27 protein-coding genes are annotated in these 25388 nt (G+C 64.5%); 16 read left to right on the top strand and 11 right to left on the bottom strand.

The annotated features are described in order from the left end of the window. Nucleotide 1: 1 nt before the first annotated feature. Nucleotides 2–628, bottom strand: coding sequence for an NUDIX domain-containing protein (locus O2K97_RS11925; protein WP_269219412.1), 627 nt, complete (start codon nt 626–628; stop codon nt 2–4). A gap of 45 nt (nt 629–673) precedes the next feature. Between O2K97_RS11925 and O2K97_RS11930 the strand changes: the two genes are divergently transcribed. Further along, nucleotides 674–1267 carry a nitroreductase family protein gene (locus O2K97_RS11930; protein ID WP_269219413.1) on the top strand — a complete coding sequence of 198 codons (594 nt, stop codon included), beginning with the start codon at nt 674–676 and terminating at the stop codon, nt 1265–1267. Between the two features lie 72 nt (nt 1268–1339). Beyond that, a complete protein-coding gene (locus O2K97_RS11935) occupies nt 1340–2002 on the top strand; it encodes a DedA family protein (RefSeq protein ID WP_269219414.1) in 663 nt (220 codons plus the stop codon). Here O2K97_RS11935 and O2K97_RS11940 read toward each other — a convergent pair. Continuing rightward, nucleotides 1974–2852 (bottom strand): DUF817 domain-containing protein, encoded by an 879-nt coding sequence (locus O2K97_RS11940; protein WP_269219415.1) that lies wholly within the window; start codon nt 2850–2852, stop codon nt 1974–1976. The two genes, O2K97_RS11935 and O2K97_RS11940, sit on opposite strands and share 29 nt — an antisense overlap. Nucleotides 2853–2876: 24 nt before the next feature. Beyond that, nucleotides 2877–3548 carry a hypothetical protein gene (locus O2K97_RS11945; RefSeq protein WP_269219416.1) on the bottom strand — a complete coding sequence of 224 codons (672 nt, stop codon included), beginning with the start codon at nt 3546–3548 and terminating at the stop codon, nt 2877–2879. Between the two features lie 121 nt (nt 3549–3669). On the opposite strand from O2K97_RS11945, the gene O2K97_RS11950 reads away from it, so the two are divergent. After that, nucleotides 3670–4644 (top strand): hypothetical protein, encoded by a 975-nt coding sequence (locus O2K97_RS11950; protein ID WP_269219417.1) that lies wholly within the window; start codon nt 3670–3672, stop codon nt 4642–4644. A gap of 17 nt (nt 4645–4661) precedes the next feature. Here the strand turns inward: O2K97_RS11950 and queF are convergent, their stop codons facing one another. Further along, a complete protein-coding gene (gene queF / locus O2K97_RS11955) occupies nt 4662–5123 on the bottom strand; it encodes a preQ(1) synthase (RefSeq protein WP_269219418.1) in 462 nt (153 codons plus the stop codon). 473 nt (nt 5124–5596) lie between these two features. Here queF and O2K97_RS11960 point away from each other — a divergent pair, with 473 nt between their 5' ends. The 4 genes from O2K97_RS11960 to O2K97_RS11975 all read left to right on the top strand — a co-directional run bounded on the left by O2K97_RS11960 (nt 5597) and on the right by O2K97_RS11975 (nt 8204). Beyond that, nucleotides 5597–6529 carry an NAD(P)H-dependent flavin oxidoreductase gene (locus tag O2K97_RS11960; RefSeq protein ID WP_269219419.1) on the top strand — a complete coding sequence of 311 codons (933 nt, stop codon included), beginning with the start codon at nt 5597–5599 and terminating at the stop codon, nt 6527–6529. Between the two features lie 38 nt (nt 6530–6567). Continuing rightward, entirely contained in the window at nt 6568–7269 is a 702-nt protein-coding gene (locus O2K97_RS11965) for a TorF family putative porin (protein ID WP_269219420.1), read from the top strand. Nucleotides 7270–7445: 176 nt separating this feature from the next. Then, complete coding sequence (locus O2K97_RS11970; RefSeq protein WP_269219421.1) at nt 7446–7658, top strand: cold-shock protein; 213 nt, start codon at nt 7446–7448, stop codon at nt 7656–7658. Nucleotides 7659–7709: 51 nt separating this feature from the next. Further along, nucleotides 7710–8204 (top strand): hypothetical protein, encoded by a 495-nt coding sequence (locus O2K97_RS11975; protein ID WP_269219422.1) that lies wholly within the window; start codon nt 7710–7712, stop codon nt 8202–8204. Here the strand turns inward: O2K97_RS11975 and O2K97_RS11980 are convergent. Both O2K97_RS11980 and O2K97_RS11985 read right to left on the bottom strand, forming a co-directional pair. After that, nucleotides 8189–9352 carry a cystathionine gamma-synthase gene (locus O2K97_RS11980; protein ID WP_269219423.1) on the bottom strand — a complete coding sequence of 388 codons (1164 nt, stop codon included), beginning with the start codon at nt 9350–9352 and terminating at the stop codon, nt 8189–8191. The genes O2K97_RS11975 and O2K97_RS11980 overlap by 16 nt on opposite strands. Nucleotides 9353–9356: 4 nt before the next feature. After that, nucleotides 9357–10757: a cystathionine beta-synthase gene (locus O2K97_RS11985; RefSeq protein ID WP_269219424.1), complete on the bottom strand. Its 1401-nt coding sequence runs from the start codon at nt 10755–10757 to the stop codon at nt 9357–9359. Between the two features lie 118 nt (nt 10758–10875). Here O2K97_RS11985 and rnr point away from each other — a divergent pair, with 118 nt between their 5' ends. The 3 genes from rnr to O2K97_RS12000 are packed head-to-tail and all read left to right on the top strand — an operon-like array spanning nt 10876 to nt 14298. After that, the gene (gene rnr / locus O2K97_RS11990) at nt 10876–13185 is read left to right on the top strand and encodes a ribonuclease R (RefSeq protein WP_269219425.1); all 2310 of its coding nucleotides are present in this window, start codon (nt 10876–10878) and stop codon (nt 13183–13185) included. Next, complete coding sequence (locus O2K97_RS11995) at nt 13182–13883, top strand: NUDIX hydrolase (protein ID WP_269219426.1); 702 nt, start codon at nt 13182–13184, stop codon at nt 13881–13883. The genes rnr and O2K97_RS11995 overlap by 4 nt, the downstream gene beginning before the upstream one ends. A gap of 1 nt (nt 13884) precedes the next feature. Then, the gene (locus O2K97_RS12000; RefSeq protein ID WP_269219427.1) at nt 13885–14298 is read left to right on the top strand and encodes a DUF5990 family protein; all 414 of its coding nucleotides are present in this window, start codon (nt 13885–13887) and stop codon (nt 14296–14298) included. A 2-nt stretch (nt 14299–14300) separates the two neighbouring features. On the opposite strand, the gene O2K97_RS12005 is transcribed toward O2K97_RS12000, so the two are convergent. Beyond that, nucleotides 14301–14867 carry a hypothetical protein gene (locus O2K97_RS12005; protein ID WP_269219428.1) on the bottom strand — a complete coding sequence of 189 codons (567 nt, stop codon included), beginning with the start codon at nt 14865–14867 and terminating at the stop codon, nt 14301–14303. Between the two features lie 126 nt (nt 14868–14993). Between O2K97_RS12005 and rpmG the strand changes: the two genes are divergently transcribed. Then, entirely contained in the window at nt 14994–15161 is a 168-nt protein-coding gene (gene rpmG / locus O2K97_RS12010) for a 50S ribosomal protein L33 (protein ID WP_003164451.1), read from the top strand. A 74-nt stretch (nt 15162–15235) separates the two neighbouring features. Here rpmG and O2K97_RS12015 read toward each other — a convergent pair whose 3' ends face one another. Further along, nucleotides 15236–16597: a PleD family two-component system response regulator gene (locus O2K97_RS12015; RefSeq protein ID WP_269219429.1), complete on the bottom strand. Its 1362-nt coding sequence runs from the start codon at nt 16595–16597 to the stop codon at nt 15236–15238. After that, nucleotides 16594–16959, bottom strand: a complete 366-nt coding sequence (locus O2K97_RS12020) for a response regulator (protein WP_164952723.1) — start codon at nt 16957–16959, stop codon at nt 16594–16596. Before O2K97_RS12020 ends, O2K97_RS12015 begins: the two co-directional genes overlap by 4 nt. Nucleotides 16960–17065: 106 nt before the next feature. On the opposite strand from O2K97_RS12020, the gene O2K97_RS12025 reads away from it, so the two are divergent. Genes O2K97_RS12025 through O2K97_RS12035 form a run of 3 tightly spaced genes read left to right on the top strand, consistent with a single transcriptional unit; the run spans nt 17066 to nt 20415 of the window. Further along, complete coding sequence (locus O2K97_RS12025) at nt 17066–18334, top strand: DNA polymerase IV (protein WP_269219430.1); 1269 nt, start codon at nt 17066–17068, stop codon at nt 18332–18334. A gap of 8 nt (nt 18335–18342) precedes the next feature. After that, entirely contained in the window at nt 18343–19638 is a 1296-nt protein-coding gene (pncB, locus tag O2K97_RS12030; RefSeq protein WP_269219431.1) for a nicotinate phosphoribosyltransferase, read from the top strand. A gap of 36 nt (nt 19639–19674) precedes the next feature. After that, the gene (locus O2K97_RS12035; protein WP_269219432.1) at nt 19675–20415 is read left to right on the top strand and encodes a polysaccharide deacetylase family protein; all 741 of its coding nucleotides are present in this window, start codon (nt 19675–19677) and stop codon (nt 20413–20415) included. Nucleotides 20416–20419: 4 nt separating this feature from the next. Here O2K97_RS12035 and O2K97_RS12040 read toward each other — a convergent pair whose 3' ends face one another. Beyond that, the gene (locus O2K97_RS12040) at nt 20420–21310 is read right to left on the bottom strand and encodes a hypothetical protein (RefSeq protein WP_269219433.1); all 891 of its coding nucleotides are present in this window, start codon (nt 21308–21310) and stop codon (nt 20420–20422) included. Nucleotides 21311–21421: 111 nt separating this feature from the next. Between O2K97_RS12040 and O2K97_RS12045 the strand changes: the two genes are divergently transcribed. Continuing rightward, nucleotides 21422–21880 carry a RidA family protein gene (locus O2K97_RS12045; protein WP_017504644.1) on the top strand — a complete coding sequence of 153 codons (459 nt, stop codon included), beginning with the start codon at nt 21422–21424 and terminating at the stop codon, nt 21878–21880. Beyond that, entirely contained in the window at nt 21877–23022 is a 1146-nt protein-coding gene (locus tag O2K97_RS12050; protein WP_269221138.1) for a GNAT family N-acetyltransferase, read from the top strand. The genes O2K97_RS12045 and O2K97_RS12050 overlap by 4 nt, the downstream gene beginning before the upstream one ends. Nucleotides 23023–23074: 52 nt before the next feature. Here O2K97_RS12050 and clpA read toward each other — a convergent pair whose 3' ends face one another. Beyond that, a complete protein-coding gene (gene clpA, locus O2K97_RS12055) occupies nt 23075–25375 on the bottom strand; it encodes an ATP-dependent Clp protease ATP-binding subunit ClpA (protein WP_026108343.1) in 2301 nt (766 codons plus the stop codon). Nucleotides 25376–25388: the final 13 nt, after the last annotated feature.

Genomic DNA, 25388 nt, shown 5'->3' on the forward strand with positions numbered 1-25388 from the left:
ATCATACGCGCCCCAGCAAGGCGCGCGCCAGCGCCTCGGGCAGTTCGCCGTTCATCGCCATATGATAGGCCTTGTAGGCCGTCGCCACCGTCAGGCTGTCGCGCACCGATCCCCGCCCGATCTCGTCCAGCAGATCCAGGAACGGCACGCGCGCCACGGCGATGATCTCGGTGGGATCGGGATCGGTCGGCGCGGGCGACAGGCCCCACGCGATCCAGGTAATGCCGATCTCGTCGGTGATGGAGTTCGACATCTCGACTTTCAGCGCCGGCAGCCAGTGTTCGGCCTGCAATCCCGCCTCTTCGGCCAGTTCGCGCCGGATGCCGTCGAACGGATCCTCGTCCAGCGGGGCGCCGCCCTCGGGCATTTCCCAGCTGTAGTTGGCGTGGGCGAACCGCTGCTGGCCCACCAGGGTCACCGTCCCGTCTTCGTGCACGGGCAGGACGCCGGTCCCGACGTTCTTGAACCGCACGACGGCATAGTCGGCCTTCATCCCGGTCGGCGCCGTCGCCGGATGCCGGGTCAGCGCCATCCAAGGGCTGTCGAACACCGTCTCGGTTCCGTCGCTGCGCCAGGCCGGCGGTTTCGCCAGCCCCTCGGCCCATTTCGGTTCGTCGGATTTGCGCATGGGCCACCTATGGCGAAGACGCGAATGAAAGCCTAGCTAGACGGCATGGTCGCCCTGAACGAACCCCTGCCCCCGCCCGTTCCGTCGAAAGATTTCCGCGACCGCCTGGCCCAGCGCCGCTCCGCCCCGGCCCAGGCCCTGGTCGCGCCCGGCCCTTCCGAGGCGGAACTGGACGAGATCCTGACCCTGGGCGCCCGCACGCCCGACCACGGCAAGCTGTTCCCGTGGCGGTTCGTCGTCCTGGGGCCTCAATCGCGCGCCGACATCGCCGCCCGCCTTGCCGTGCTGGTCGAACTCAGGAACGGCCCGGCCAAGGATCAGGCCGTGCTGGCCAAGCTGACCGCCGCGCCCGTCACCATCCTGGTCGTCTCGACGCCGATGGAAGGATCCAAGCCGATCTGGGAGCAACACCTGTCGGCCGGCGCCGTCTGCATGAACCTGGAACACGCCGCCTCCGGCTTCGGCTATTCGTCCAGCTGGATCACCGACTGGTACAGCTACGAGCCCCAGGCCACGGCCCTGTTCGGCCTGACCGAGGGCGAGAGCGTCGCCGGCTTCATCCACATCGGCACGCTGAACGAACCCGCGCTGGAACGTCCGCGTCCCGACATGGCCGCCAAGGTCACACGCCTGCCGTAAGCGGGTGACATAAAGTCGCCCTACGTCGGTTTGACCTCGACCGACCCCGCCTTCCTCCCCCAAGGCCTTCGTATGGATTCCCTGTTGCAAGCCGTGGGCGACTTCATCGCCCGCAACCATATGTGGGCCGGGGTCATGCTGGGCCTGGTCGTGTTCGTCGAGTCGCTGGCGGTCGTCGGCGCCTTCGTGCCCGCCACCGGCCTGCTGGTCGCGGCGGGCGGTTTGATCGCGGCCGGCGTGCTTGACCCCGTCAATGTCATTGTCGGTTGCCTCATCGGCGCGGTGATCGGCGACGCCATCTCCTACTGGGCCGGACGTCGGCTGGGCGTGCGCTTCCTCCAGCGCCCGATGTTCAAGGCGCACCGCCGCCGCATCGCCTGGACGCGCCTGTACTGCCGTCGCTACGGCGTCATGTCGATCTTCGTGGGCCGCTTCTTCGGCCCCTTGCGGGCCTTCGTGCCCCTGACCCTGGGCATGCTCAGGATGCGTCAGCGCGCCTTCCAGTTCGGCAATGTCACATCCGGGATCGTCTGGGTGCTGGCCATGCTGGCGCCGGGCTATCTCGCCGCCCAGGGCCTGGCGAAGATGGAAGTCCTCAGCGAGGCCCATGGCCCGACCCTGCTGATCGGCGGCCTCGCCGTCACCATCCTGGTCGTCGCCGTCGTCTATCGACTGGTGAAGGCCCGCATGAGCCGCAAGTCGGCCATCATGCGCGGGGCGCTGCAGGGCCGCTGATCTCCGGCTCGGGCCGGTGCACCAACGAGACCAGCACCACCGAGATGATCATCAGCAGGAACCAGCTGCCCAGCTTGGCCAGGGACACCATTTCCCATCCGTCGGCCTGGCCCGGATAGACCCAGGCCCGCCCCAGCGTGCCCAGGTTCTCGGCGAACCAGATGAACAGCGCCACCAGGAAATAGCCCAGCAGCAGCGGCATCGACCGCCGCTTCCGATCCGCCGTGAAATAGAACCAGCCCCGTCCGAACAGCACGGCGGTCGCGATGAACAGCACGATACGCACGTCCGGCAGCCAGTGATGAGCGAAGAAGTTGACGTAGATCGCCGCCGCCAGCACCCAGGTCGTCCACAGCGGCGGATACCTCCGCACCCGAATATGGAAGATGCGCTGCACCCGCGCGATATAGCTGCCGACCGCCGCATACATGAAGCCCGAGAACAGCGGCACCGCCCCGATCCGCAACAGACTGTCCTCGGGATAGACCCACGACCCGTGCGCGGTCTTGAACAGCTCCATGATCGTCCCCGCCACATGGAACAGGAAGATCACGCGCGCCTCTTCCCAGCTCTCCAGCCGGAAGATCAGCATCGCCGCCTGGATCACCACCGCCCCGACCGCCAGGAAATCGTAACGCGACACCGGCGCCCCCTCCGGCCAAAGCAGAAACGTCCCCAGGATCAGGGCCAGCATCAGCCCCCCGAACAGACACGCCCACCCCTGCTTCAGCCCGAACCACAGGAACTCATAGGCATGGCGACGAGGGCAGGATTGGTCAGCCCAGTTCTTGGCGCGCGCCATCAGGCGACGGCCCCAGGCTTCGAGGGGAAGAGCTCGGGTCGAAGCCATCAAAACGTTCAACTCTATCGATCACTAATGATGCTCTACACTAACCTTTTCGGGCTCGCTCGAAGAGGTTTCGGTCTGCAGATCGACCAGACTGGACATACTCACCACCAGAGGCACCGGAGCACCATCGCTGGATTTGTCTGTCTTATTTGATGCCTTACCCCCAACGAGTAATAGCACTGAAAAAACAGCAAACATTATCACGATGGCAAATATTACCATCCGTTTTGTCCATATAAATATCGGCTCGCCAGCCTTGACCCTTCCCCATTCAAATTTCAGCAACTCTTGTGCAGAGTCTAAAAAGTCACTCTCGATATTCTTAATATTTTCTGGCGAAAGACTATCGTCATTCGAAGCTATACGTTCAAACTTACGCATAGAATTCAACAGCCTTATAGAAGTTTTTTCTTGAGAGTTAAGGCGAAGCTCTATACCAAAGCTAGCCTGATTAATCTCTCTATACCTGTCTAAAAGTGACGTATTATCAAAATCTGGCTTGGACTTCTTAGTTCTTATAATGTCTGAAATAGCATTTATAGACACCAGATAATCTGACAGGCATTTACGAAGATCGTTTATCCAAGCCTGTCTAAACTCAGATACTTTTTGCTCTTTCGAAATAACTAGACCTAGCAAAGATACTAGGCCCGCCACTATCGCGGCCCCGACCGCACCAATGCTTAAATCGTTCACTGCCCCACTCCGCGCACAAAACCAGGCGACTACTCCGCAATCACAGATTGCGGGAATCGGCCGATGGTGAGAACATATGAACAAATTGGCAAGGCGGCATAGCGCTTCCAGAGAGGACCCGATGACAGATACGATCACCTTCCATTTTGAAGGAGCGCTTGCCGACGATCACAGGATGAATTTTTATGAGTCGGCTCGATTTCAGTATGCCGCCGCCAGACTAATGGTGAAGCTCGCTCAATTTCGGCAGACCGGAAAATTTGTAAAAAAGATAACAAACAAGTCAAACTCAAACATACAGCTTATTAGTCAGTCAGATGGATCTTTTAATATCAACGTTGAAGACCCGCCTCAGTCAGCATCAGACAAGCCATTCATCGATATTTCGATCTCAGATCTTATCGCATACGTAAGCGAACGGATAGTAGAGAAGATCGATGATGAAGATCTTTCCGAACCATTAAAGCTATCAAGGTCAACGTTAAAGTCGAAGCGTACCGATACTGCCGTTACACTAGATAACCTGGTAGAAAGTACGATGTCTGAAGGACAAATCCCTTCAACACTACCCGTACCGCTGCAAGATTTATTAAAACGAAGAATCGCAGAAACACACCGAGAGCGCAGACTAATTCAATCACAACACGCAATATCAAAAATAGATTTTGCTCGTAGCCAGAAACTTATTGCGATGTCGGCGCCGCTACTAAGTGAAATGGCTACAGCGTTACGCAGAAGTGCCAATACGTTAGAAATAACGTCGTCCGAAAACGATCTTACTCAATCGGTTTTATTCTTGGATCAGGACATGGCTAGAGAAATTGAGACAGCAATTGTTGACCAAGAAATCACACCAATATTAGGAGATATCACTCAGTTCAACAAAGATAACGGGTGGGGAAAAATTAAGATAGAGAATGGTGCCAAGACGGTAAGCTTCAGCATTCCCTTCGACATTCTTCACACAATGAAGCAGAAAATCATCGACAATATGAAGAAAGATCTGGTGTATTTGCAAACATATTTTGTTAGAGACAGGTCAAACGAGCCAATCCGTCTTATCGCAGTGGGAATCCTACCGACTCCATTGGCGTAGTGTCAGAATACAGGGCTTCACCCCCGCCCGCGATAGGTCGGCACGCCCTGGTCCGGCAGCCACAGCCCCTCGGGCGGCGCGCCGGTCTGCCAGAAGACGTCGATCGGGATGCCGCCGCGCGGATACCAGTACCCCCCGATCCTCAGCCATTTGGGCTCAAGCAGGTCGGCCAGCTTGCGGCCGATGGCGACGGTGCAGTCCTCGTGGAAGGCGCCGTGATTGCGGAAACTGGTCAGATACAGCTTCAGGCTCTTGGACTCGACCAGCCAGTCGCCCGGCGCATAGTCGATGACGATGTGGGCGAAATCCGGCTGGCCCGTCACCGGGCAAAGGCTGGTGAACTCCGGCGCCGTGAACCGGGCCAGATACAGCGTGTCCGCATGCGGGTTCGGCACCCGCTCCAGCACCGCCGTCTCGGGACTGGTTGGTGCGACGGTCTGGGCGCCGAGCTGGCTGAGGTTGTCGGTATAGTGGGTCATGCCGGGCATTTAGGCGCTTGCGACGCGTATGAAAATCCTCCCCCGCTCCACTTCCCTCTCCCATTGGGAGAGGGCTTGAGCGCACGGCGGCGTCAGCCGGCGTCATTGCGCGAAAGGGTGAGGGTCGGATGGCGTGATCTGGCCAACCGACCGACCCTCATCCGGCCCTCCGGGCCACCTTCTCCCAACGGGAGAAGGGAGACGACCAGCCAGCCATCCTAATCCCGGACGGCTTCCCTCACCCTTTCAACGCCTTCGTCGCGACCAGCGTCAATCGACTGATCCTCCGTCCGAACCGTCGTATGATGGCCGGTTTTCACCCGCTGTCGCCGCCTGCCTGCTTTCACCCCGCCTCGAACCCGAGATTAGACGAATTAGACTCATTTTTTCGCGCCACCGTCTGAAATCCCCCCGATTGCCTTCCCCGGCGACAGCCCGCTAAGCGTAGCGAAAGAAAACCAAAGGAGACGTCCGTGGCCATTCCCGCTTCGCTGCAAAAAGGTCTGATCCTGCCGATCATTTCGGCGCCGATGTTTTTGGTGTCGGGACCGGATCTGGTGGTCGAGGCCTGCAATGCGGGCGTGATCGGCACCTTCCCCTCGCTGAACCAGCGCACGACCGAGGGCTATCGGGACTGGATTCAGGAGATTAAAGGTCGGCTGAAGCTCGAGGCCGCCGCCTTCGGCGTCAACCACATCGTCCACCCGACCAACCCCCGGCTGATGGCCGACATGATGGTGTCGGTCGAGGAGAAGGTGCCGCTGATCATCACCTCCCTGGGTGCCGTGCGCGACGTGGTCGACGCGGTCCATGGCTACGGCGGTCAGGTCTTCCATGACATCGCCAACATTCGCCATGCGCGAAAGGCGGCCGAGGCGGGCGTCGATGGTCTGATCCTGGTCGCCAACGGCGCGGGCGGCCATGCGGGCGTCATCAACCCCTTCGCCCTGGTCAATGAGGTTCGCAGCTTCTTCAAGGGGACCATCATCCTGTCGGGCGCGCTTTCGACGGGTCAGGACGTGGCGGCCGCCCTGATGATGGGCGCCGACTTCGCCTATATGGGCACGCGCTTCATCAACACGACCGAGGCCATGGCCGCCGACGCCTACAAGCAGATGGTCATCGACAGCGGCGCGACCGACATCGTCCACACGCCCGCCGTGTCCGGCATCCCCGCCAACTTCATGAGCAAGTCGCTGATCGAGAACGGCATCGATCCGAAGACCCTGCCCGAGCACAAGCTGGACATGGGCGACGAGGCCAAGGCCTGGAAGACCGTCTGGTCCGCCGGCCAGGGCGCGGGCGCCATCCACGACGTCCTGCCGACCGCCGAACTGGTCGCGCACCTGCGACAAGAGTTCGCTCAGGCCACGGAGGAATTCGCCATCAAGGCCGGAGCGCGCTAAAGGCGGCGCCAATCCGCACCTCGCGCGTTGGAGCCCCCATGATCCGCACGACCGTCCTCGCAGCCCTCTCCGTCTCCGTGCTCGCCGTCGCCCTGCCGGCCGCCGCCCAGTCGGCGCCTGCCGCGCGCGACGCCTGGTCCTTCGAACTGGGCGCGGGCACGGACAACCGCTCCAAGGATGCGTCCAAGTCCGGCAACGACGGTTACGCCTTCGGCTCGGCGACCTGGGAAAGCGCGGACGGCCTGTTCTACGTCGGCCCCGGCTTCCAGACGATCCAGGCCGGCGGCTCCAACGTCGAGGCCGAGTTTGTGGTCGGCTATCAGCCCGAGGCCTTCGGCTATCGCTTCGACTTCAATGTCGCCTACAAGAACCGCCTCGATGCCGACGCCGGCTATGATCAGGACGCCTGGGAGATCACCGGCAACGTCAGCCGCTCGATCGGCCCCGCCAAGGCGCGACTGCAGGTCCAGTATTCGCCCGACGCCGCCGGCTCGGCCGACAGCTTCACCTGGGTTGAGGGCCGCCTGGGCTGGGACTTCACGCCCCAGCTGAGCGGCACGGTCGCCGTCGGTCGCCGCGAGCAGAACGGCGCGCCCGACTACACCGGCTGGAACGCCGGCGTGACCTACGCCCTCACCGACGCCCTGGATTTGGACCTGCGCTACTACGACACCGACGCCCACACCTTCGGCGAACAGTATGAGGACGCCCTGGTCGCCAAGGTCGCCTACGCCTTCTGATCGCCAGCCCCTTGCGTAACGGTTGTCGGGTGCCCATCTAGTTTTGGTCGATCTCTCTGCGTAACGCCGCTGCTCCCTTTGCATCACGCACCGAGGTCCAAAAGCCGATCCCATTCAGACCCGACAGGCCGACCAGGGATCCCTCCCTGCGGTCAACGCCAGACGGAGGTCTCCAAATGGCTACCGGCACTGTAAAATGGTACAACCCGACCAAAGGCTACGGCTTCATCGCGCCCGATGACGGCGGCAAGGACGTCTTCGTCCACGCCTCGGCCGTCGAAACCTCGAGCGTCGGTTCGCTGAACGAAGGCCAGAAGATTTCCTACGAAATCGAGCGCGATTCGCGCTCCGGCAAAGAGTCCGCCGGTCGCCTTGCGGCGGCGGAGTAGGACACGCTCCACGCGTCCAACACGAACGAGCCGGCCCCGACCAGGGCCGGCGTGATCGCCTTCGACGGCGAGGTCATCAAACTGATGCCGCTCGGCGGCCGTCGCGTTCGCCTGGACAACGGACACCTGATCACAGTCCTGCCCTCGCTGGGCGCCCCAGACGGGCGTCTCGCGGCTGGGCGACCGCGTGACGGTGGAAATCGCCTTCAATCAGCTGAAGGGCTGGCGCCTGTCGCGCCAGCCCTGAAGCTTCTGCATACGGATGCCGACATGACCCCGCTCGCCGACATGATCCCCGCGATGACCGACGCCGACCTGACGACGCTGCGCGCCAACGCCGCCCGCCTGGTCGAACACGGCGCCTCGACCCAGGTGATGGCCGCCAGCGACATCATCCCGGTCATCGACACCGAAATGGCTCGCCGCGCCGCCTTGCCCAAGGCCGCCAAGGCGCCGGTGAAACGCGCCGCGCCCAAGAAGAAGCTGCCGCCCGTCACCGGACACCAGACAGCCCTTCCCTCCAGCTCAGATCAGCCCAGGGCCTGATCCAGATCCGCGATCAAGTCCTCTACGTTCTCGACCCCGACCGACAGCCGGATCAGGTTGTCGGTCACGCCGCCCGCCTCGCGAACCTCCTTGGGCACGCTGGCGTGGGTCATGATCGCCGGGTGGTTCACCAGGCTTTCGACCCCGCCTAGCGATTCCGCCAGGGTGAAGACCTGGACCCGCTCCAGCACCCGCTTCGTGCGCTCCAGATCGCCCTCCAGGATCACCGTCACCATCCCGCCGAACCCGCCATGCATCTGGCGTGCGGCCAGCTCATGCTGCGGGTGGGCGATCAGGCCGGGATAGACGACCTTTGCGATCCCCGCGCGCGTCTCCAGCCAGCGCGCGATGGTCAGCGCGTTCTCGCAATGCGCTTTCATCCGCAGCGCCAGGGTCTTCAAGCCCCGGTTGGCCAGGAAGGCGTCGAAAGGTCCCATGATCCCGCCGACCGAGTTCTGCAGGAACTTGATCCGCGTCGCCAGCTCGGCGTCTGCCGTCACCAGCACCCCGCCGATGATGTCCGAATGGCCGTTCAGGTACTTGGTCGCCGAATGCATCACCACGTCCGCCCCCAGGCTCAGCGGCTGCTGGCAGAAGGGGGTGGCGAAGGTGTTGTCCACGACCAGCAGCAACCCATGCGCCTTGGCCACCGTCGACAGGGCGGCGATGTCGGCCAGCTTCATCAACGGATTGGTCGGGGTCTCGACCCACAGCATCTTGGTCTTGGGCGTGATCGCCGCCTCGACCGCCGCGATGTCGCTCAGGTCCACATAGGCGAAGTCCAGCCCCATGGTTCGCCTGCGCACCCTCTCGAACAGTCGCCACGAGCCGCCATACAGATCGTCGCCGGTGACGATGTGATCGCCCGCATCCAGCAACTCCAGCGCCGTCGAGGTCGCCGCCATGCCCGAGCCGAAGCCGAACCCGTGCGTGCCGCCCTCCAGGTCCGCGATACAGGCCTCGAACGCCTCGCGCGTCGGGTTCTTGCCCCGCGCATACTCATAACCCTTGTTCACGCCCGGGCTTTCTTGGGCGTAGGTCGAGGTGGCGTAGATCGGGGTCATCACCGCGCCCGTGGTCGGGTCAGGATGTTGGCCTGCATGGATGGCGCGGGTCGAAAAGCCCTGGCTGTTCTTCTTGTCGCTCATGGACTTACCGGTTCAGGCTGAGGTGGTTGATCAGGTCGGTGCGGGTGATCAGGCCGACGAACTGCTCTCCGTCCAGCACGATGGCCACGCGGTCGCGGTCGAAGACAGGGATCAGGGCGTCCAGCGGCTCATTGACCTGAAGCGTGTCCAGATCGCTGGTCATGGCCGAGGAAACGGGCTTCGCGAACCGTTCCTTTCGCGTGATCTCGTCGGTGTTCATGATGCGGATCAGGTCGCTTTCGTCCAGAATCCCGACCAGCCGGCCGTCTTCGATGATCGGCAGTTGCGATACGTCGGCGCCCTTCATCCGCTTGAAGGCGGTGTCCAGGGTATCGCCCGGCCCGGCGACGACGACATCGCCCTTCTCGTATTTGCGGTTTATCAGGTCCGACAGGTCGCCGTGCAGCTCGCGCTCGCCCAGGCCCTGATCCGCCAGCCAGGCGTCGTTATAGACCTTGGACAGATATTTGGCCCCTGTGTCGCAGACGAAGGTCACGCACGTCTTCGCTTCCGTCTGCTCGCGGCACCAGCGCAGGGCCGACGCTATCAGGGTGCCGGACGACGAGCCAGCCAGGATGCCTTCCTTCAGCAACAGCTCGCGCGCCGTGGCGATCGCCTCCGCGTCGGGGATCGCATAGGCCTTGTCGATCAGGCTCATGTCCGCCGTGTCGGGCACGAAGTTCTGACCGATTCCCTCGACGGTGTAGCTGCCTTCCGGTCCCGGCACGCCGTCGTTGACGATGCCGGCCAGGGTCGAGCCGACCGGATCGGCCAGGATGATCTGGGCTTTCGAGCCCACGCTCTTCAGAAACTGCGCCGTGCCGGTGATCGTGCCGCCCGAGCCGATGCCGGCGACGAAGGCGTCGATGTCGCCGCCCGTCTGCTCCCAGATTTCCGGACCCGTCGTCTTCACATGGGCCTCGGCATTGGCGGCGTTGGCGAACTGGTTGACGTAGAAGCCGCCGGGAATGCCCTGGGCCAGCCGCTCGGCCATGTCGGTATAATATTCCGGGTGACCATGCGGCACGTCCGAACGCGTCAGACGAACATCGGCGCCCATCGCCCTGAGATGCTGGATCTTTTCCTTGGACATCTTGTCCGGGATGACCAGAAGCACCTTATACCCCCTGGCCCGACCGACCAGCGTCAACGCCAGGCCGGTGTTGCCCGCCGTCGCCTCCACAATGGTTCCGCCCTCCTTCAGGAAGCCTTCGCGCTCGGCGGCGTCCAGCATCGAGATGGCGATCCGGTCCTTGATCGAACCGCCGGGGTTCTGGGACTCCAGCTTCAGCAGCAGGCGGCACGGGCCGGTGTCGATCTTCGTCACCTCCACCATCGGCGTCTTGCCGATCAGATCCAGCGGCGACGAGACGGTCGCGCTCAGGGCGGGGGCGGTCAGAGACATCGAAAACTCCATTCGGGGCGGGCGGAAGCTGAAGCCCCGCCTTCACATGGTCAACTCACGCAAGATTTGACCCCTCAAGATTTACTCAAGGGCGCGGTTCCGCGCTACGAAAGACATAATGACCAAATCATCCAAGAGGCCGCCCGCCGGTCTCCCCGACAAAGACACCCTCGTCGCCTTTCTGCGCGAGGCCGGATCGGCCGAGAAGACCGACATCGCGCGCCATTTCGGCCTGAAGGGCGGCGACCGCCGGGCCCTGCGCGAAATGATCCGCGAACTGGAAGCCGAAGGGCGACTGGGCAAACGCGGTCGCAAGGGTTTTTCCGAAGCCGGCGCCCTGCCCCCCGTCGGCGTCGCCGATGTGATCGAACGCGATGGCGACGGCGAACTGTATGTTCGCCTGGTCGAGGCCAGTCCCGACGCCCCGCGCGCCCTTCTGATGCCCGACAAGTCCAAGGCCGCCCCTGGCCTGGGCGATCGCGTGCTGGTGAAGTTACAGCGCGGCGCCGAGGGTTGGGAAGCCCGGCTGATCAAGAAGCTTGACGTGGGGACCAACCGCGTCCTGGGCGTCATCCGCAAGTCGGCGCGTGAGACCCGCGTCGAGCCGGTCGACCGCCGGTCCAAGGACGTGCTGCTGGTGCCCCAGGCCCAGTCCGGCGACCTGCGTGACGGCGACCTGGTTCTGGCCGCCGTTGAGAAAGGCGACCACCGCTACGGTCCCAAGCGCGGCAAGATCCTGGAGCACATCGGCAAGGAGGATGATCCCCGCGCCGCCTCCCTGATCGCCATCCATGCCCACGGCGTCCCGACGGGCTTCTCCGAAGCGGTCGAACGCGAGGCCGAGGATCAGGCCCTGCCGACCCTGAAGGGCCGCGAGGACCTGCGCGAGGTTCCCTTCATCACCATCGACCCCGCCGATGCTCGCGACCACGACGACGCCGTCTATGCGGCGCGCGATGAGGATCCGAAGAATGAGGGCGGCTGGATCGTCTGGGTCGCCATCGCCGACGTCGCCGCCTACGTCCGCCCCGGCAGCCAGCTGGACCGCGAGGCGCGCGACAAGGGCAACTCGACCTATTTTCCCGATCGCGTCGAACCGATGCTGCCGGAAGTGCTGTCAAACGGTCTGTGCAGCCTGAAGGAGGGCGAGAACCGCGCCTGTCTCGCCGTGCGGATGGTCTTCGACAAGGACGGACGAAAGACCGGTCACCGGTTCGTGCGCGGCCTGATGCGGTCGCACGCCAAGCTCAGCTACGAGCAGGCGCAGGCCGCCATTGATGGACAACCGGACGACACGACCGGCCCGATCATGGAGGCGATCCTCTATCCGCTGTGGAACGCCTATCACGCCATGCTGAAGGGCCGGCTGAAGCGCAGCCCGCTGCAGATCGAATCGGCTGACCGCCGCATCCGCATGGCGCCCGATGGCGGCATCGCCTCCATCGAGAAGCGCGCCTCGCTGGAGGCGCACCGGCTGATCGAAGAGATGATGATCCAGGCCAACGTCTGCGCCGCCGAAACGCTGCAGCAGAAGAAGACGCCGCTGATCTACCGCGTCCACGATACGCCCAGCCAGGAGAAGATCTTCAACCTGGCCGACTTCCTGTCGACCATCGGCAAGCCCTGGAACAAGGGCGAGCCCGGCACGACCAAGCGGTTCAACAAACTGCTGGACGAGACGCGCGACACCGAACACGCCGACGTGGTCAACGAGGTGGTCCTGCGCAGCCAGATGCAGGCGATCTACTCCCCCGAGAACATCGGCCACTTCGGCCTGAACCTGGATCGCTACGCCCACTTCACCTCGCCGATCCGGCGCTATTCCGACCTGATCGTCCACCGCGGCCTGATCCGGGCGCTGAACCTGGGCAAGGACGGACTGACCGACCGCGAGATCGCCGAACTGCCGGCCATCGCCGAGGGCGTGACCATGACCGAGCGCCGGTCGATGGCCGCCGAGCGCGACGCAATGGATCGCTACATCGCCGCCTATCTTGAAGAGCACGTCGGCGCGACCTTCGCCGGGCGGATCACAGGCGTGACGCGATTCGGCCTGTTCATTCGTCTGGAGGACACGGGCGCGGACGGCTTGGTGCCCGTCTCGACGCTCGGCAGCGAATACTTCACCCACGACGACCGCGCCCACGCCCTGGTCGGCGAACGCACCGGCAAACGTTTCACCCTGGGCCGGATGGTCGAGGTCAAGCTGCGCGAAGCCACGCCCGTCACGGGCGGCTTGGTGTTCGAAATGCTCAGCGAACCCGAACCCCGCGATCCCAACGCCCCAGCACCCCGCTATGGCATCCGGGGTCGCGGCGGCGACGGCCCGCCGATGCGCGGCAAGAACCGCCCCGGCGGCCCCAAGCCCCGCAGCGGCTCCAAGCCGTCCGGCGGCCTGAAGGGCGTGAGGAAGGGCAAGCGGAAGTGACACCTTTCGACGCCGCACAGGACCTGGCCGACGCCCCGCGTGTCGGCGGGGCTCAGCGGCCGAAGGATGCGGCGACGCTGATCCTGACGCGCGGCGGTGATCGGCCCGAGGTGCTGATGGGGCGTCGCGCGCCGGGGCACGTGTTCATGGCGTCGAAATGGGTGTTTCCTGGCGGGCGGATCGACCGCAGCGACTTCACCGCCGCCGCGACGGGTGAGTTGTCGGGCGAGGTTGCGCGGCGACTGGAAGGCGAACTGCCCGCTCGCCGTGCGCGCGCCCTGGCCCTGACGGCGGTGCGCGAGACGTTCGAGGAGACAGGGCTCATTCTGGGGCGGCCGGCGCCCCCCGCCTCAGTCGCCGGTCCGTGGCGTGAGTATCGCCAGGCGGGCGCCCTGCCCGATCTGTCGATTCTGTCCTATATCGCGCGAGCTATTACGCCGCCCGGCCGGACCCGCCGGTTCGACGCCCGGTTCTTTATGGCCTCGGCTGAGGCCTTGCTGAGCCCGGAGCCGACCGCAGGGTCGGGCGAACTGGACGAGATCGCCTGGCTGCCGCTCGACGAGGCGCGCGCGCTGGACCTGCCGGCCATCACCCGTTTCGTGCTGGGTGAACTGGCCGAGCGTTTGGAACACCCGAACCGCCCCCTGCCCTTCGTGCGGATGGTGCGGGGTCGGCACACGGTCGAACACAGGGACTGACATGGCCGGAACGGGGATCACCCTGCGCCTGACGATCGCCAATCCGGTCGCGGGCGTCGCCTACAGCCTGCAGGACAAGGCGAACATGCCGGTCGAGCCGCGCATCGCCGCCGACGGCCCGATCAGCTTCGACGCGCCCGTCACCCTGTCCGAGGATGGCCGCCTGACCGGCCCCTTCGTGCGGCGCGAGGGCGCAACGCGGCGGTTCGTCTATATCGCGATCGGCACGTCGGCAGGCCAGCACGCCAGCGAATGGAGCCGACGCGCCAAGATCGACGTCCACGACATTCCCGCCGATCTGCTGGCCCAGGCACGCCAAGGCGAGGTGCTGGAAGTCGTCCTGCCCGGCCGCGCCAAGGACGGCGGTCCCGCCTGCGCCACCGTGCGACCGATCCGGACCTGGCGCGCAGTCTGACCCTAGTCGGCCATCGGCTTGGTCAGGTCGAACTCGACGCGGAAATGCCGGTTGGGACGACGCAGTTCGTAGGCGAACACTCGGTCGGGATAAACCTCCATCGCCCAGACATTGGTGGTCGAGACGGCCGCGTCGTTTTCGTTGAACAGGGCGATCGATTCGGCGTCGACCGGGAACTCCTGATGCTCGGCCGTGCCGGCGTTGACCGTATCGCCGCCATACCAATGCAGCACGTCGGTCGTGCCGTCCGCGTGTCGGTGATCGTGCTTCAGCCGAAGGCCCGTGTCGGTCTTGGTCACGATCCAGGTCCGCGAACGATCCGACCCCACGGCGAAGGGAATGCGCACCTCGCCCGGCGAACAGTCGCGGACATGCATGACCAGACGCTCGCGGGCGAACCTGGCGTCGGCGGCGTCGGTGGTGACGACCTGGCCTTCGAATCGTTGGCCACACAGGGCGTTCAGCCGCGCAAGGAAATCGTCCTGGGACTGAGCCGGATCGGCCGTAGCGACGCCGACGCACGACACGGACATCAGGGCCGCGACGGCCAGCAGGGATGCGATTTTCATGCGGTCAGACTATATGTGCGTTCCGCCTCATCAACGTGGCATCGCGCCCGTTGACTTTGGGGCGATCCTGAGTATGTTCCGCGCCTCTTATTTTAAGCGGCTTTCGCCGTCGCAGAGGTAATTCCGATGGCCAAACCGGCTTCCATCAAGATCCGCCTGAACTCCACGGCCGACACCGGCTTCTTCTATGTCACCAAGAAGAACGCCCGCACCATGACCGAGAAGATGGTCGTCAAGAAGTACGACCCCGTCGTGCGCAAGCACGTCGAGTTCAAGGAAGGCAAGATCAAGTAAGTTCTTGACCGGCTGAGAATTGAAAACGCCCGGCTGATCTCCAGCCGGGCGTTTTTCGTTGTCTCGAAGCGGGCTCACGCCGCCTTGGCGATGACCCGGTTGCGGCCGGCGGCCTTGGCCTCATAGACCCCCTCGTCGGCGCGCTTCAGCAGGCCTTCGGGCGTGTCGCCATCGCCGGTCGTGGCGGCCACGCCGATCGAGATGGTGATGGTGATCTGCTCCTTGCCGCCCATGACGCGGAACGGCGCGGACGCGACGTCTCGGCGAATCCGTTCGGCGACGCGACCGGCGTCTTCCAGGCTGGCGCCCGGCATGACCACCACGAACTCCTCGCCGCCCATGCGGCATGGCAGGTCCACGGCCCGGACATTGGTGGCCAGGCGCACGGCGAACTCCACCAACACTTCATCCCCGGCGTCATGGCCGAAGCTGTCGTTGACCGACTTGAAGTGGTCGATGTCCAGAACCAGCACGGCCACCTGGGCCCCGCCCTGGGCCGCACGACCAACGAGCGCCTGCAACTGGCCGGTCATGTAGCGCCGATTGTGCAGACCGGTCAGGGCGTCGGTGACGGCCATTTCCATGCTGCTGTCCAGCTTCTGGCGCAGGAAGTCGGTGTAGCGTTTGCGCCGGATCTGGGTGCGAACCCGCGCCGACAGTTCTTCGGTATCGACAGGGCGCGGCAGGATGTCGGCGGCGCCCAGTTCCAGCGCCTTGATCATGCGCGGCCGTTCGGTCGGCTCCACGATCGCCAGGATGGGCGCGCGGCGGGCATCGCCCGACTTGGCCTGGGCGACGATCCGAAGGCCGTCGAAGCTGGCGGCGGCGACATTGACGATGATCAGGTCCAGCGCGCCCTTGGCCGCGACCAGCGCCGCCTCGGGATCGGTTTCGATGGTGACGCGATGTTCGCCGACCAGTTCCTGGGCGATCTTCTCGGCCTGACGCTGGTCGTCGTCGACGATCAGAACCCGCCCGCCCTCGCTACGCAGCCGCGCGGCATTGTCCGAATCGACGCCCAGGCGACGGCCGCTTTCCTCGCGCTCGCGCAGCTCGTCCATGACGTGCTTCAGCCGCGTCAGCGACTTGACCCGCGCGAACAGGATGACGTCGTCGATGGGCTTGGTCAGGAAGTCGTCGGCGCCGGCCTCAAGCCCCTTGATCCGATCCTCGCGCCCGTCCAGCGCCGTGACCAGCACGACAGGGATATGGCGCGTCTCGGGCTGGGCCTTCAGCCGTCGGCACGTCTCGAACCCGTCCATGCCAGGCATCATGACGTCGAGCAGAATCAGGTCTGGCTGGTGCTCGGAGGCGATGGCCAGGGCTGACACGCCGTCGTTGCAGGTCAGCACATCGTAATATTCGATGGTCAGCTTGGCTTCGAGCAGGCGGACGTTCACGTCCACATCGTCGACGACGAGGATACGGGCGCTCATCCGAGGTGCTGCCGGATGGTTTCGAGAAAATGCATGACCGAGATCGGCTTGGAGATATAGGCCTCGCAACCGCCCTGACGGATCCGCTCCTCATCGCCCTTCATGGCGAAGGCGGTGACGGCGATGACGGGGATGTGGTTCAACTCCTCGTCGTCCTTCAGCCATTTGGTGACCTCCAGGCCTGAGATTTCCGGCAACTGGATATCCATCAGGATCAGGTCGGGATGGTGGGCGCGCGCCAAGGCGAGCGCCTGCAAACCCTCGCGGGTCTGCAGGGTCTCATAGCCCTGGGAATCGAGCAGATCATGAAAAAGCTTCATGTTCAGCTCGTTATCCTCGACGATGAGGACTTTCTTGGACATCATCACCTGACCTGCGCGCCCCTCGAACGCGGGACGCCTCGTTGGTCGCATTCGTAGGCGCCCAGTCTTAAGTTGGGGTGAAGCCAACCTTACGGAGACCTTAAGCGTGGCCATCAAGGCCATCTGTCGCGACTGCCTTTGGACCGGCGAAGATCCCGCCGGGCCGCGCGAGAACCGCTGTCCGGCGTGCGGATCGCGGCGCGTGGTCGCAGACCCCGAACTGGACCAGTTGTCGATCGCGCACATGGACTGCGACGCCTTCTACGCCTCGGTGGAGAAGCGCGACCGGCCAGAGTTGCGCGACAAGCCGGTGATCGTCGGCGGTGGAAAGCGCGGCGTGGTCTCCACTGCCTGCTACGTCGCGCGCCAATATGGCGTCGGCTCCGCGATGCCCATGTTCAAGGCGCTGAAGGCCTGTCCCGAGGCCGTTGTGATCAGGCCGGACTTCACCAAATACGTCTTCGAATCGCAGCGCATTCTGGGGGCGTTGGGGCAGCTGACGCCTTTGATCCAGCCGTTGTCGCTGGATGAGGCCTGGGTTGATCTGTCGGGCACAGAGCGGCTGAACGGCGGCCCGCCGGCGCTGCAGCTGATCCGCTTTCAGAAACAGATTGAGGAGGAAACCGGCCTGACCGTCTCCATCGGCCTGGCCCCCAACCGCTTCCTGGCCAAGATGGCGTCGGAGATGGACAAGCCGCGCGGCTTCTCCGTCGTCGGCTCCGCCAACGCCCAGGCCCTGCTGGCGCCGCGCCCAATCACCGCCCTGCCCGGCGTCGGGCCAGTGTTTGGCAAGGCGTTGCGCAGCGACGGCTATTCGACCATCGGCGATCTGGCGCGGGCCGACGTGCGCGACCTGGTCAAACGCTATGGCGAATCCGGTCTGCGCCTGCACGATCTGGCCCACGCCCGCGACGCCCGCGCCGTGAACCCCGAGCGTGATCGCAAGGGGATGAGCGCCGAGACGACCTTCAACGAAGACCTGACCTCGGCCGAGGCGCTGGAGGCCGAGCTGTGGCCCCTGTGCGAGAAACTGGCGTCCAAGGCCCGGCGCGACGGCGTCGCCAGCCGGGTGCTGGTGCTGAAGCTACGGCGCACCGACTTCAAGATCGTGACCCGACGCGTCACCCTGCCCGACCCGGTGCAGACCGCCCGCGCCTTGTTCGCCGCGGGGCGCGATCTGCTAAAGCCCGAGCTGGGCCGGCCCTATCGCCTGATCGGCATCGGCATGGCGGACGTGCAGGACGCCGAGGACGCGCCCGCCGGCCTGTTCCAGACCACCGAAACGCGCGCCTTGAAAACCGAACGCGCCATCGATTTGCTGCGCGAGAAGTTCGGCAAGGACGCGGTGGTGGCGGGCCGTGCGTTGAAGCCGTAGGACAGGGCATGGATCTCGCTAAACGCGCCTATGACCACGGCTTTCGCCTGGACCCGATCGTCCGCAGCCTGCTGGACACGGACTTCTACAAGCTGCTGATGCTGCAGATGATCTGGCGCGAGCATCGCGACGTGCCGGTCGTCTTCCAGGTCATCAACCGCACCAAGACCGTGCGTCTGGCCGACGAGATCGATATCGACGCCCTGCGCGAGCAGCTGGATCATGCTCGCACCTTACGTTTCACCAACAAGGAACTGGTCTGGCTGGCGGGCAACAGCTTTTATGGCGTGAAGCAGATCTTCTCGCCCGACTTCATCGCCTGGCTGACCGATTATCGCCTGCCGGACTACGACCTTTCGGTTCAGGATGGGCAGTATGTGCTGACCTTTTCGGGCGGCTGGGCCGAGGTGACGCTGTGGGAGATCCCGGCGCTGGCGATCCTGAACGAGCTGCGCTGCCGGGTCGGGATGCGGCGGCTGGGCCGGTTTGAGCTGGACATCCTGTATTCGCGCGCCAAGACGCGGCTGTGGTCCAAGGTCGAGCAGCTTCGCGCTCTGCCCGACCTCGCCCTGTCAGACTTCGGCACGCGGCGGCGCCACGGCTTCCTGTGGCAACGCTGGTGCATTCAGGCCTTGAAGGAGGGGCTGGGCAAATCCTTCATCGGCACGTCCAACGTCCTGCACGCCATGGAGAACGACCTGGAAGCCATCGGCACCAATGGCCACGAACTGCCGATGGTTCTGGCGGCCCTGGCACCCGACGACGCCGCGCTGGCCCAGGTGCCGTATGCGGTGCTGGACGAATGGCGCAGGCATTATGCGGGCAATCTGTTGATCGTCCTGCCTGACGCCTTCGGCACCGAGGCGTTTCTGGACCAGGCGCCTGATTGGGTGGCGGACTGGACTGGGTTCCGTCCCGACTCGGCCCCGCCCATTCCGGCCGGCGACCGCCTGATCGACTGGTGGCGCGCGCATGGGCGAGACCCAAAGGAGAAGCTGCTGATCTTCTCGGACGGGATGGACATCGACGCGATCGAGGCGACCCACGCCCATTTCCACGGTCGCGCGCGTCTCAGCTTCGGCTGGGGGACCAATCTGACCAATGATTTTCGCGACTGTTCGCCCGCTTTCGCGCCCGAACTGGAGCCGATCTCCTTGGTCTGCAAGGTGGTCGAGGCCGGTGGTCGCCCCGCCGTCAAACTGTCGGACAATCCCGCGAAAGCGGTCGGCGATCCCGGCGAGATCGAACGCTATCGCCGTGTCTTCGGCGTGCGCGGCCTCACGGCCCAGCCCGTCACGGTTTGAAACCCGGCCTTAAGCCCGTCGTGCGACAAGGCGGGCATGAGCGCCTTTCTCGACAAGATGCGTCGCCGCGCCGGCCGCTATCTCGATGTCCGTCCTGCCGACGTGCGGCCTGCGCGCGGCGTCCTCAGCCTGTCGTTCGACGACATCCCGGCATCGGCCTGGACCGAGGCCGGACCAATCCTGGCTCATCACGGAGTCAGGGCGACCTACTATGTCTGCGGCGGACTATCGGGCGGTCGCAATCTGGACCTGCCCCAGTTTGAGGTGGAGCATCTGCAAGCCCTGCATAAGGCCGGACACGAAGTCGGTTGCCACACCTATGAGCATGTCTCGACCCTGACCCTGTCGCCGGCCGAGCTGGACGCCAGCCTTGCTCGCAACGCCACTTGGGTGGCCGAGCGGCTGGATGGGTACGAAATGCAGACCTTCGCCTATCCCTTCGGCGATTGCGCCCTCGGATCGAAAGCCGTGATCGACAAACGCTTCCTGTGCGGGCGCGGGGTCCGCGACGGGATCAACGCCGGCCGTTCGGATCGCAACCTGCTGCAGGCCATCGGCCTGGAGAGCCGTCGGCTGCCCGGCTACGACCTGGAGGCGCTGGTGGACGAAACGGCTTCATCCAGAGGCTGGCTGATCGCCTACGGCCACGACGTCAGCGACGCGCCGACGCCGTATGGTTGCCGTCCGGAGGATATCGATCGGTTGATCCGACTGGCGAAGGCGGCCGACCTGGACATTCAGCCGGTCGCGGCGGCGTGGCGGATGGCGACAGCCTGAAAGATCAGGCGGCCTTGCGCCGATCCGCCCAGGCGATCAGCTCCTTGCGGGGCCAGATCATCAACCATGAGCGGGCGGTGTACTCCCCGCTGTCGATCAGCGCCTTGCGCGACGCCGACGCCGTCGCCGCCCGTTCGGTGTGGATTTCGCCTGGTCCCTGGTGGACCATGAAGGCGCCGCCCTTTAGCGGGTTCAGGCGCAGGTGGGCCAGGCGGGGGCTGATCTCGGTCAAGGGCGGATCGTAGAACCAGCTGGAGCCGATCATGCCGGCCAGTTCGGGCCGCGCGCGGCACAGTTCGGCCGCCGTCGCCCAGGCCTCGTTCCAACCGTCTTCGTTGAAGCCGCGCAGCCAGCGGCTCTCGGTGTGAACCTCAAGCCAAGGCTCGCGCTTGGCGCCCGCCGCCAGATAGCGGAACAACGGCTTGACGCCCCAGCCGTCGCGGACGTGTTTGACGATCTGCCCTGGTCCGACCGGTGAAGAGAGATCAATCACCTGACTCTTGGCGCCCGGCACGCTGAGCGCCAGGGCGAAGCGGACGTCCTTGGACCAGTGGTCGAAAACGTAGTCGCCCTCAGCCTTATCCAGAAACCCCGCCAACTGTTCGATCCAGTAGGGATAGAGGGCCATGACCTCGGCCGGCAGACTCATCGCCGCTGCCCGGTCGGGCAGTTGCAGCGCCCAGGCGGCGACCAGGCCGCGACGCACATCGTCGGAGGCATCGGCGCCCAACAGCGCATCCACCGTCTTGGCCGGCATTTCGAAGTCCCAATGCGGCGCGGCCTCGGCGGCCTTTTGCGCGGCCGGGATTGCGGCAGCGTCCACGCGCGCGCGGTCTTCAGCGGACAACCGCGCCAGCACGGCATGGAAGGCGGCGACGTCGGGGGTCAGATGCATATCCATGATCGCAGCATGACACGGCGCGGTTGGCGAACCTTTAAAGCGCGCCGAACGGGTGACGCCGGCCTTGCCCCGCGCTAAACCGCGCCCAGATAAACAGGAGCCCCCATGAGCATCGAAGCCCGCATCGCCGAACTCGGCCTCACCCTGCCGGAACCCGCCAAGCCGGTGGCCAGCTATGTCTCGTATGTCCGCTCGGGCAATCAGGTCACCATCTCGGGCCAGCTGTCGAACGACGCGAACGGCGGGATCAAGGGCACGGTTGGCGTGGACGTGACGCCGGAGCAGGCGCTGGAAGCCGCGCGCCTGTGCGGTCTGAACCTGATCGCTCAGATCAAGGCGGCCTGCGATGGTGATCTGGACCGGGTGGTCCGCATCGTGAAGCTGGGCGGCTTCGTTCAGGCCGGTCCCGACTTCACCGCCATTCCCGCCGTGATCAACGGCTGCTCGGACATGATGGTCGAGGTCTTCGGCGACGCAGGCAAGCACGCCCGCTCGGCCGTCGGCGTGTACAAGCTGCCGCTCGGCTTCGCCGTCGAGATCGATGCGATCGTGGAGATCCGCTGATCTTTCAGATCTCGGTTCACGAAGGGATCGCCGACATCGGCCGCAAGGCCTGGGACGCGTGCGCGCTGCCCACCGGCGATCCCTTTGTCTCCTACGAATTCCTGCACGCGTGCGAGGCCTCGGGCAGCGCCGCGCCGCTTCAGGGATGGGCCCCGCGCCACTTGTCCCTAAGGAGTGAAGACAACGCGGTGCTGGGCGTCATGCCCCTCTATCTGAAGGGCAACAGCCAGGGCGAATATGTCTTCGACCACAGCTGGGCCGACGCCTATGAGCGGGCCGGCGGCCGGTATTATCCCAAGCTGCTGGGCGCCGTGCCGTTTACGCCCGCGACCGGCCCGCGTTTCCTGCACCATCCTGAGACCGACGCTGCGACGGTGCGTCAGGCCCTGATCCAAGGGGCGATGACCCTGGTTGAACGGCTGGGCGTCTCCTCCCTGCACGTCAACTTCCCGACCGAAGCGGACTGGTTAGCCATGACCGAGGCGGACCTGCTGCCACGCCAGGACATCCAGTTCATCTGGCGCAACAACGGCTATCGGACCTTCGACGATTTCCTGGCCGCCCTGTCGGCCAACCGCCGCAAAACCATCAAGCGCGAGCGCCGCGACGCCCAGGCCGATCTGGATATCCGCGTCCTGACCGGCGCCGACATCACCGAGGCCCACTGGGACGCCCTTTTCGCCTTCTACATGGACACCGGCTCGCGCAAATGGGGCCGACCCTATCTGACGCGCGACTTCTTCAGTCGCATCGGCGCGACCATGGCCGACCGGATCGCCCTGGTCATGGCGTTTCGGGATGAGACGCCCATCGCCGGCGCCCTGAATTTCATTGGCCGAGACGCGCTTTACGGCCGTCAGTGGGGCACGCTGGAAGACGTGCCCTTCCTGCACTTCGAGCTTTGCTACTATCAGGCTATCGAATTCGCCATTTCGCGTGGCCTGTCCCGCGTCGAAGCCGGGGCCCAAGGCGACCACAAGATCGCGCGCGGCTACCTGCCCTCCCCCGTTTATTCCGCCCACTTCATCGCCGACCCCGCCCTGCGCGATCCTGTTGCCCGCTATCTGGACGGCGAACGCCCGGCCGTCGCTGCGGAGATGCGGGCGATGACAGAAGAATTGTCGCCCTACAAGCAGGCATAGAAAAAGGCCCGGCTGCTGCCAGCCGGGCCTTTCGTCATCACCCTTTCAAGGATCAGGCCGTCTCTTCTTCCTCGGCCTTCGCGGGCGCGCTGGCGCTCGTGATGTCGAAGTCGATCTTGCCGTCCTTCAGCTGGACCCTGACGTGTCCGCCGCGCGTCAGGCGACCGAACAGGATGTCGTCGGCCAGCGGCTTCTTGATCGAGTCCTGGATGACCCGCGCCAGCGGACGCGCGCCATACAGTTCGTCGAAGCCGTTCTTGGCCAGCCAGTCGGCGGCTTCGTCGGTCAGTTCGATGGTGATGTTGCGGTCCGCCAGCTGGGCTTCCAGCTGAAGGATGAACTTGGTCACCACCGAGCGGATCGTGTCGGCCTGCAACGGCTTGAAGGCCACGATGGCGTCCAGACGATTGCGGAACTCCGGCGCGAACAGGCGCTGGATGGCCTTGTCATCCTCGCCCTCGACCTTGCCCCGGCCGAACCCGATGGAGGCGCGAGCGTTGTCGGCGGCCCCGGCGTTGGTGGTCATGATCAGGATGACGTTCCTGAAATCGACCTTTTTGCCGACCGCATCGGTCAGCATGCCGTTGTCCATCACCTGCAGCAGGATGTTGTAGACATCCGGGTGCGCCTTCTCGATTTCATCCAACAGCACGACGGCGTGCGGATGCTGATCGACGGCGTCGGTCAGAAGCCCGCCCTGGTCATGGCCGACGTAGCCGGGAGGCGCGCCGATCAGACGGCTGACCGTGTGGCGCTCCATATATTCCGACATGTCGAAGCGCTGCATCTCGATGCCCAAGGTGGCGGCGAGTTGCTTGGCGACTTCGGTCTTGCCGACGCCGGTCGGGCCGCTGAACAGGAAGCTGCCGATCGGCTTGTTCGGATCGCGCAGACCCGCCCGCGCCAGCTTCATGGCCGCCGACACCTGTTCGATGGCTTGCTCCTGACCAAAGACCGCACGCTTCAGATCGGTTTCCAGCTCGCGCAGGCTTTCGGTATCGGACTTCGACACTGACTTGGCCGGGATGCGGGCCATCTTGGCGATGACGGCCTCGACTTCCTTCTGACCGATGACCTTCTTCCTCTTGGATTCGGTCAGCAGCATCTGCGAAGCCCCCGCCTCGTCGATTACGTCGATCGCCTTGTCCGGCAGTTTCCGGTCGGTCATGTAGCGCGCAGACAGCTCCACCGCCGTGCGCACGGCGCTGTCGGTGTAGCGGACCTTGTGGTGCTGCTCGTAGTAGGTCTTCAGACCCTTCAGGATCTTCACCGTATCCTCGACCGTCGGCTCGTTGACGTCGATCTTCTGGAAGCGACGCACCAGGGCGCGGTCCTTCTCGAAGTGCTGGCGATATTCCTTGTAGGTCGTCGATCCCATGCAGCGCAGCGTGCCGGACGCAAGGGCCGGTTTCAGCAGGTTCGAGGCATCCATCGCCCCGCCCGAGGTCGCGCCCGCGCCGATCACCGTGTGGATCTCGTCGATGAAGAGCACGGCGTTGTCGTGGTTCTCCAACTCCTTAACCACCTGTTTCAGCCGCTCCTCGAAGTCGCCGCGGTAGCGGGTGCCGGCCAGCAACGCGCCCATATCGAGCGAATAGATGGTGGCGTCCTTCAGGACGTCGGGCACTTCGCCGTTGACGATCTTGCGGGCCAGACCTTCGGCGATGGCGGTCTTGCCGACGCCGGGGTCGCCCACCAGAAGCGGGTTGTTCTTGGTCCGACGGCACAGGATCTGGATCGAGCGATCCACCTCGGCCTGCCGACCGATCAGGGGATCGACCTTGCCCTGGCGCGACTTCTCGTTGAGGTCGACGCAATAGGCTTCCAGCGCCTCGCCGCCCTGTTTGACGGCGGAAGCATCCTCGGCCTCTTCGGGCGAAGCGCCCTTGGCCGGACGGGCCTCGTTGGCGCCCGCCTTCTTGGCGATGCCGTGGGCGATGAAGTTGACCGCGTCATAGCGCGTCATGTCCTGCTCTTGCAGGAAGTAGGCGGCGTGGCTCTCGCGCTCGGAGAAGATGGCGACTAGAACGTTGGCGCCGGACACTTCCTCGCGGCCGGACGACTGGACGTGGATCACCGCGCGCTGGATCACGCGCTGGAAGCCGGCGGTCGGCTTGGCGTCCTCACCGTCGCTGGTGGCCAGGGCGGCCAGGTCGTTGTCGACATAGAGGGTCAGCGCCGCTTTCAACGCCGACAGATCGACGTTGCAGGCCTGCATGACGCCGGTCGCATCGGGATCGTCGATCAGCGCGAGCAGCAGGTGCTCGAGCGTCGCATACTCGTGCCTGCGCGCATTGGCGTATCCCACCGCGCGGTGCAGGGTTTCTTCGAGAGGACGGGAAAATGAAGGCATAGGGAGGCTCCTC

Origin of the sequence: Brevundimonas vesicularis, assembly GCF_027105095.1 — a bacterium.
GTDB classification, from domain to species: domain Bacteria; phylum Pseudomonadota; class Alphaproteobacteria; order Caulobacterales; family Caulobacteraceae; genus Brevundimonas; species Brevundimonas vesicularis_E.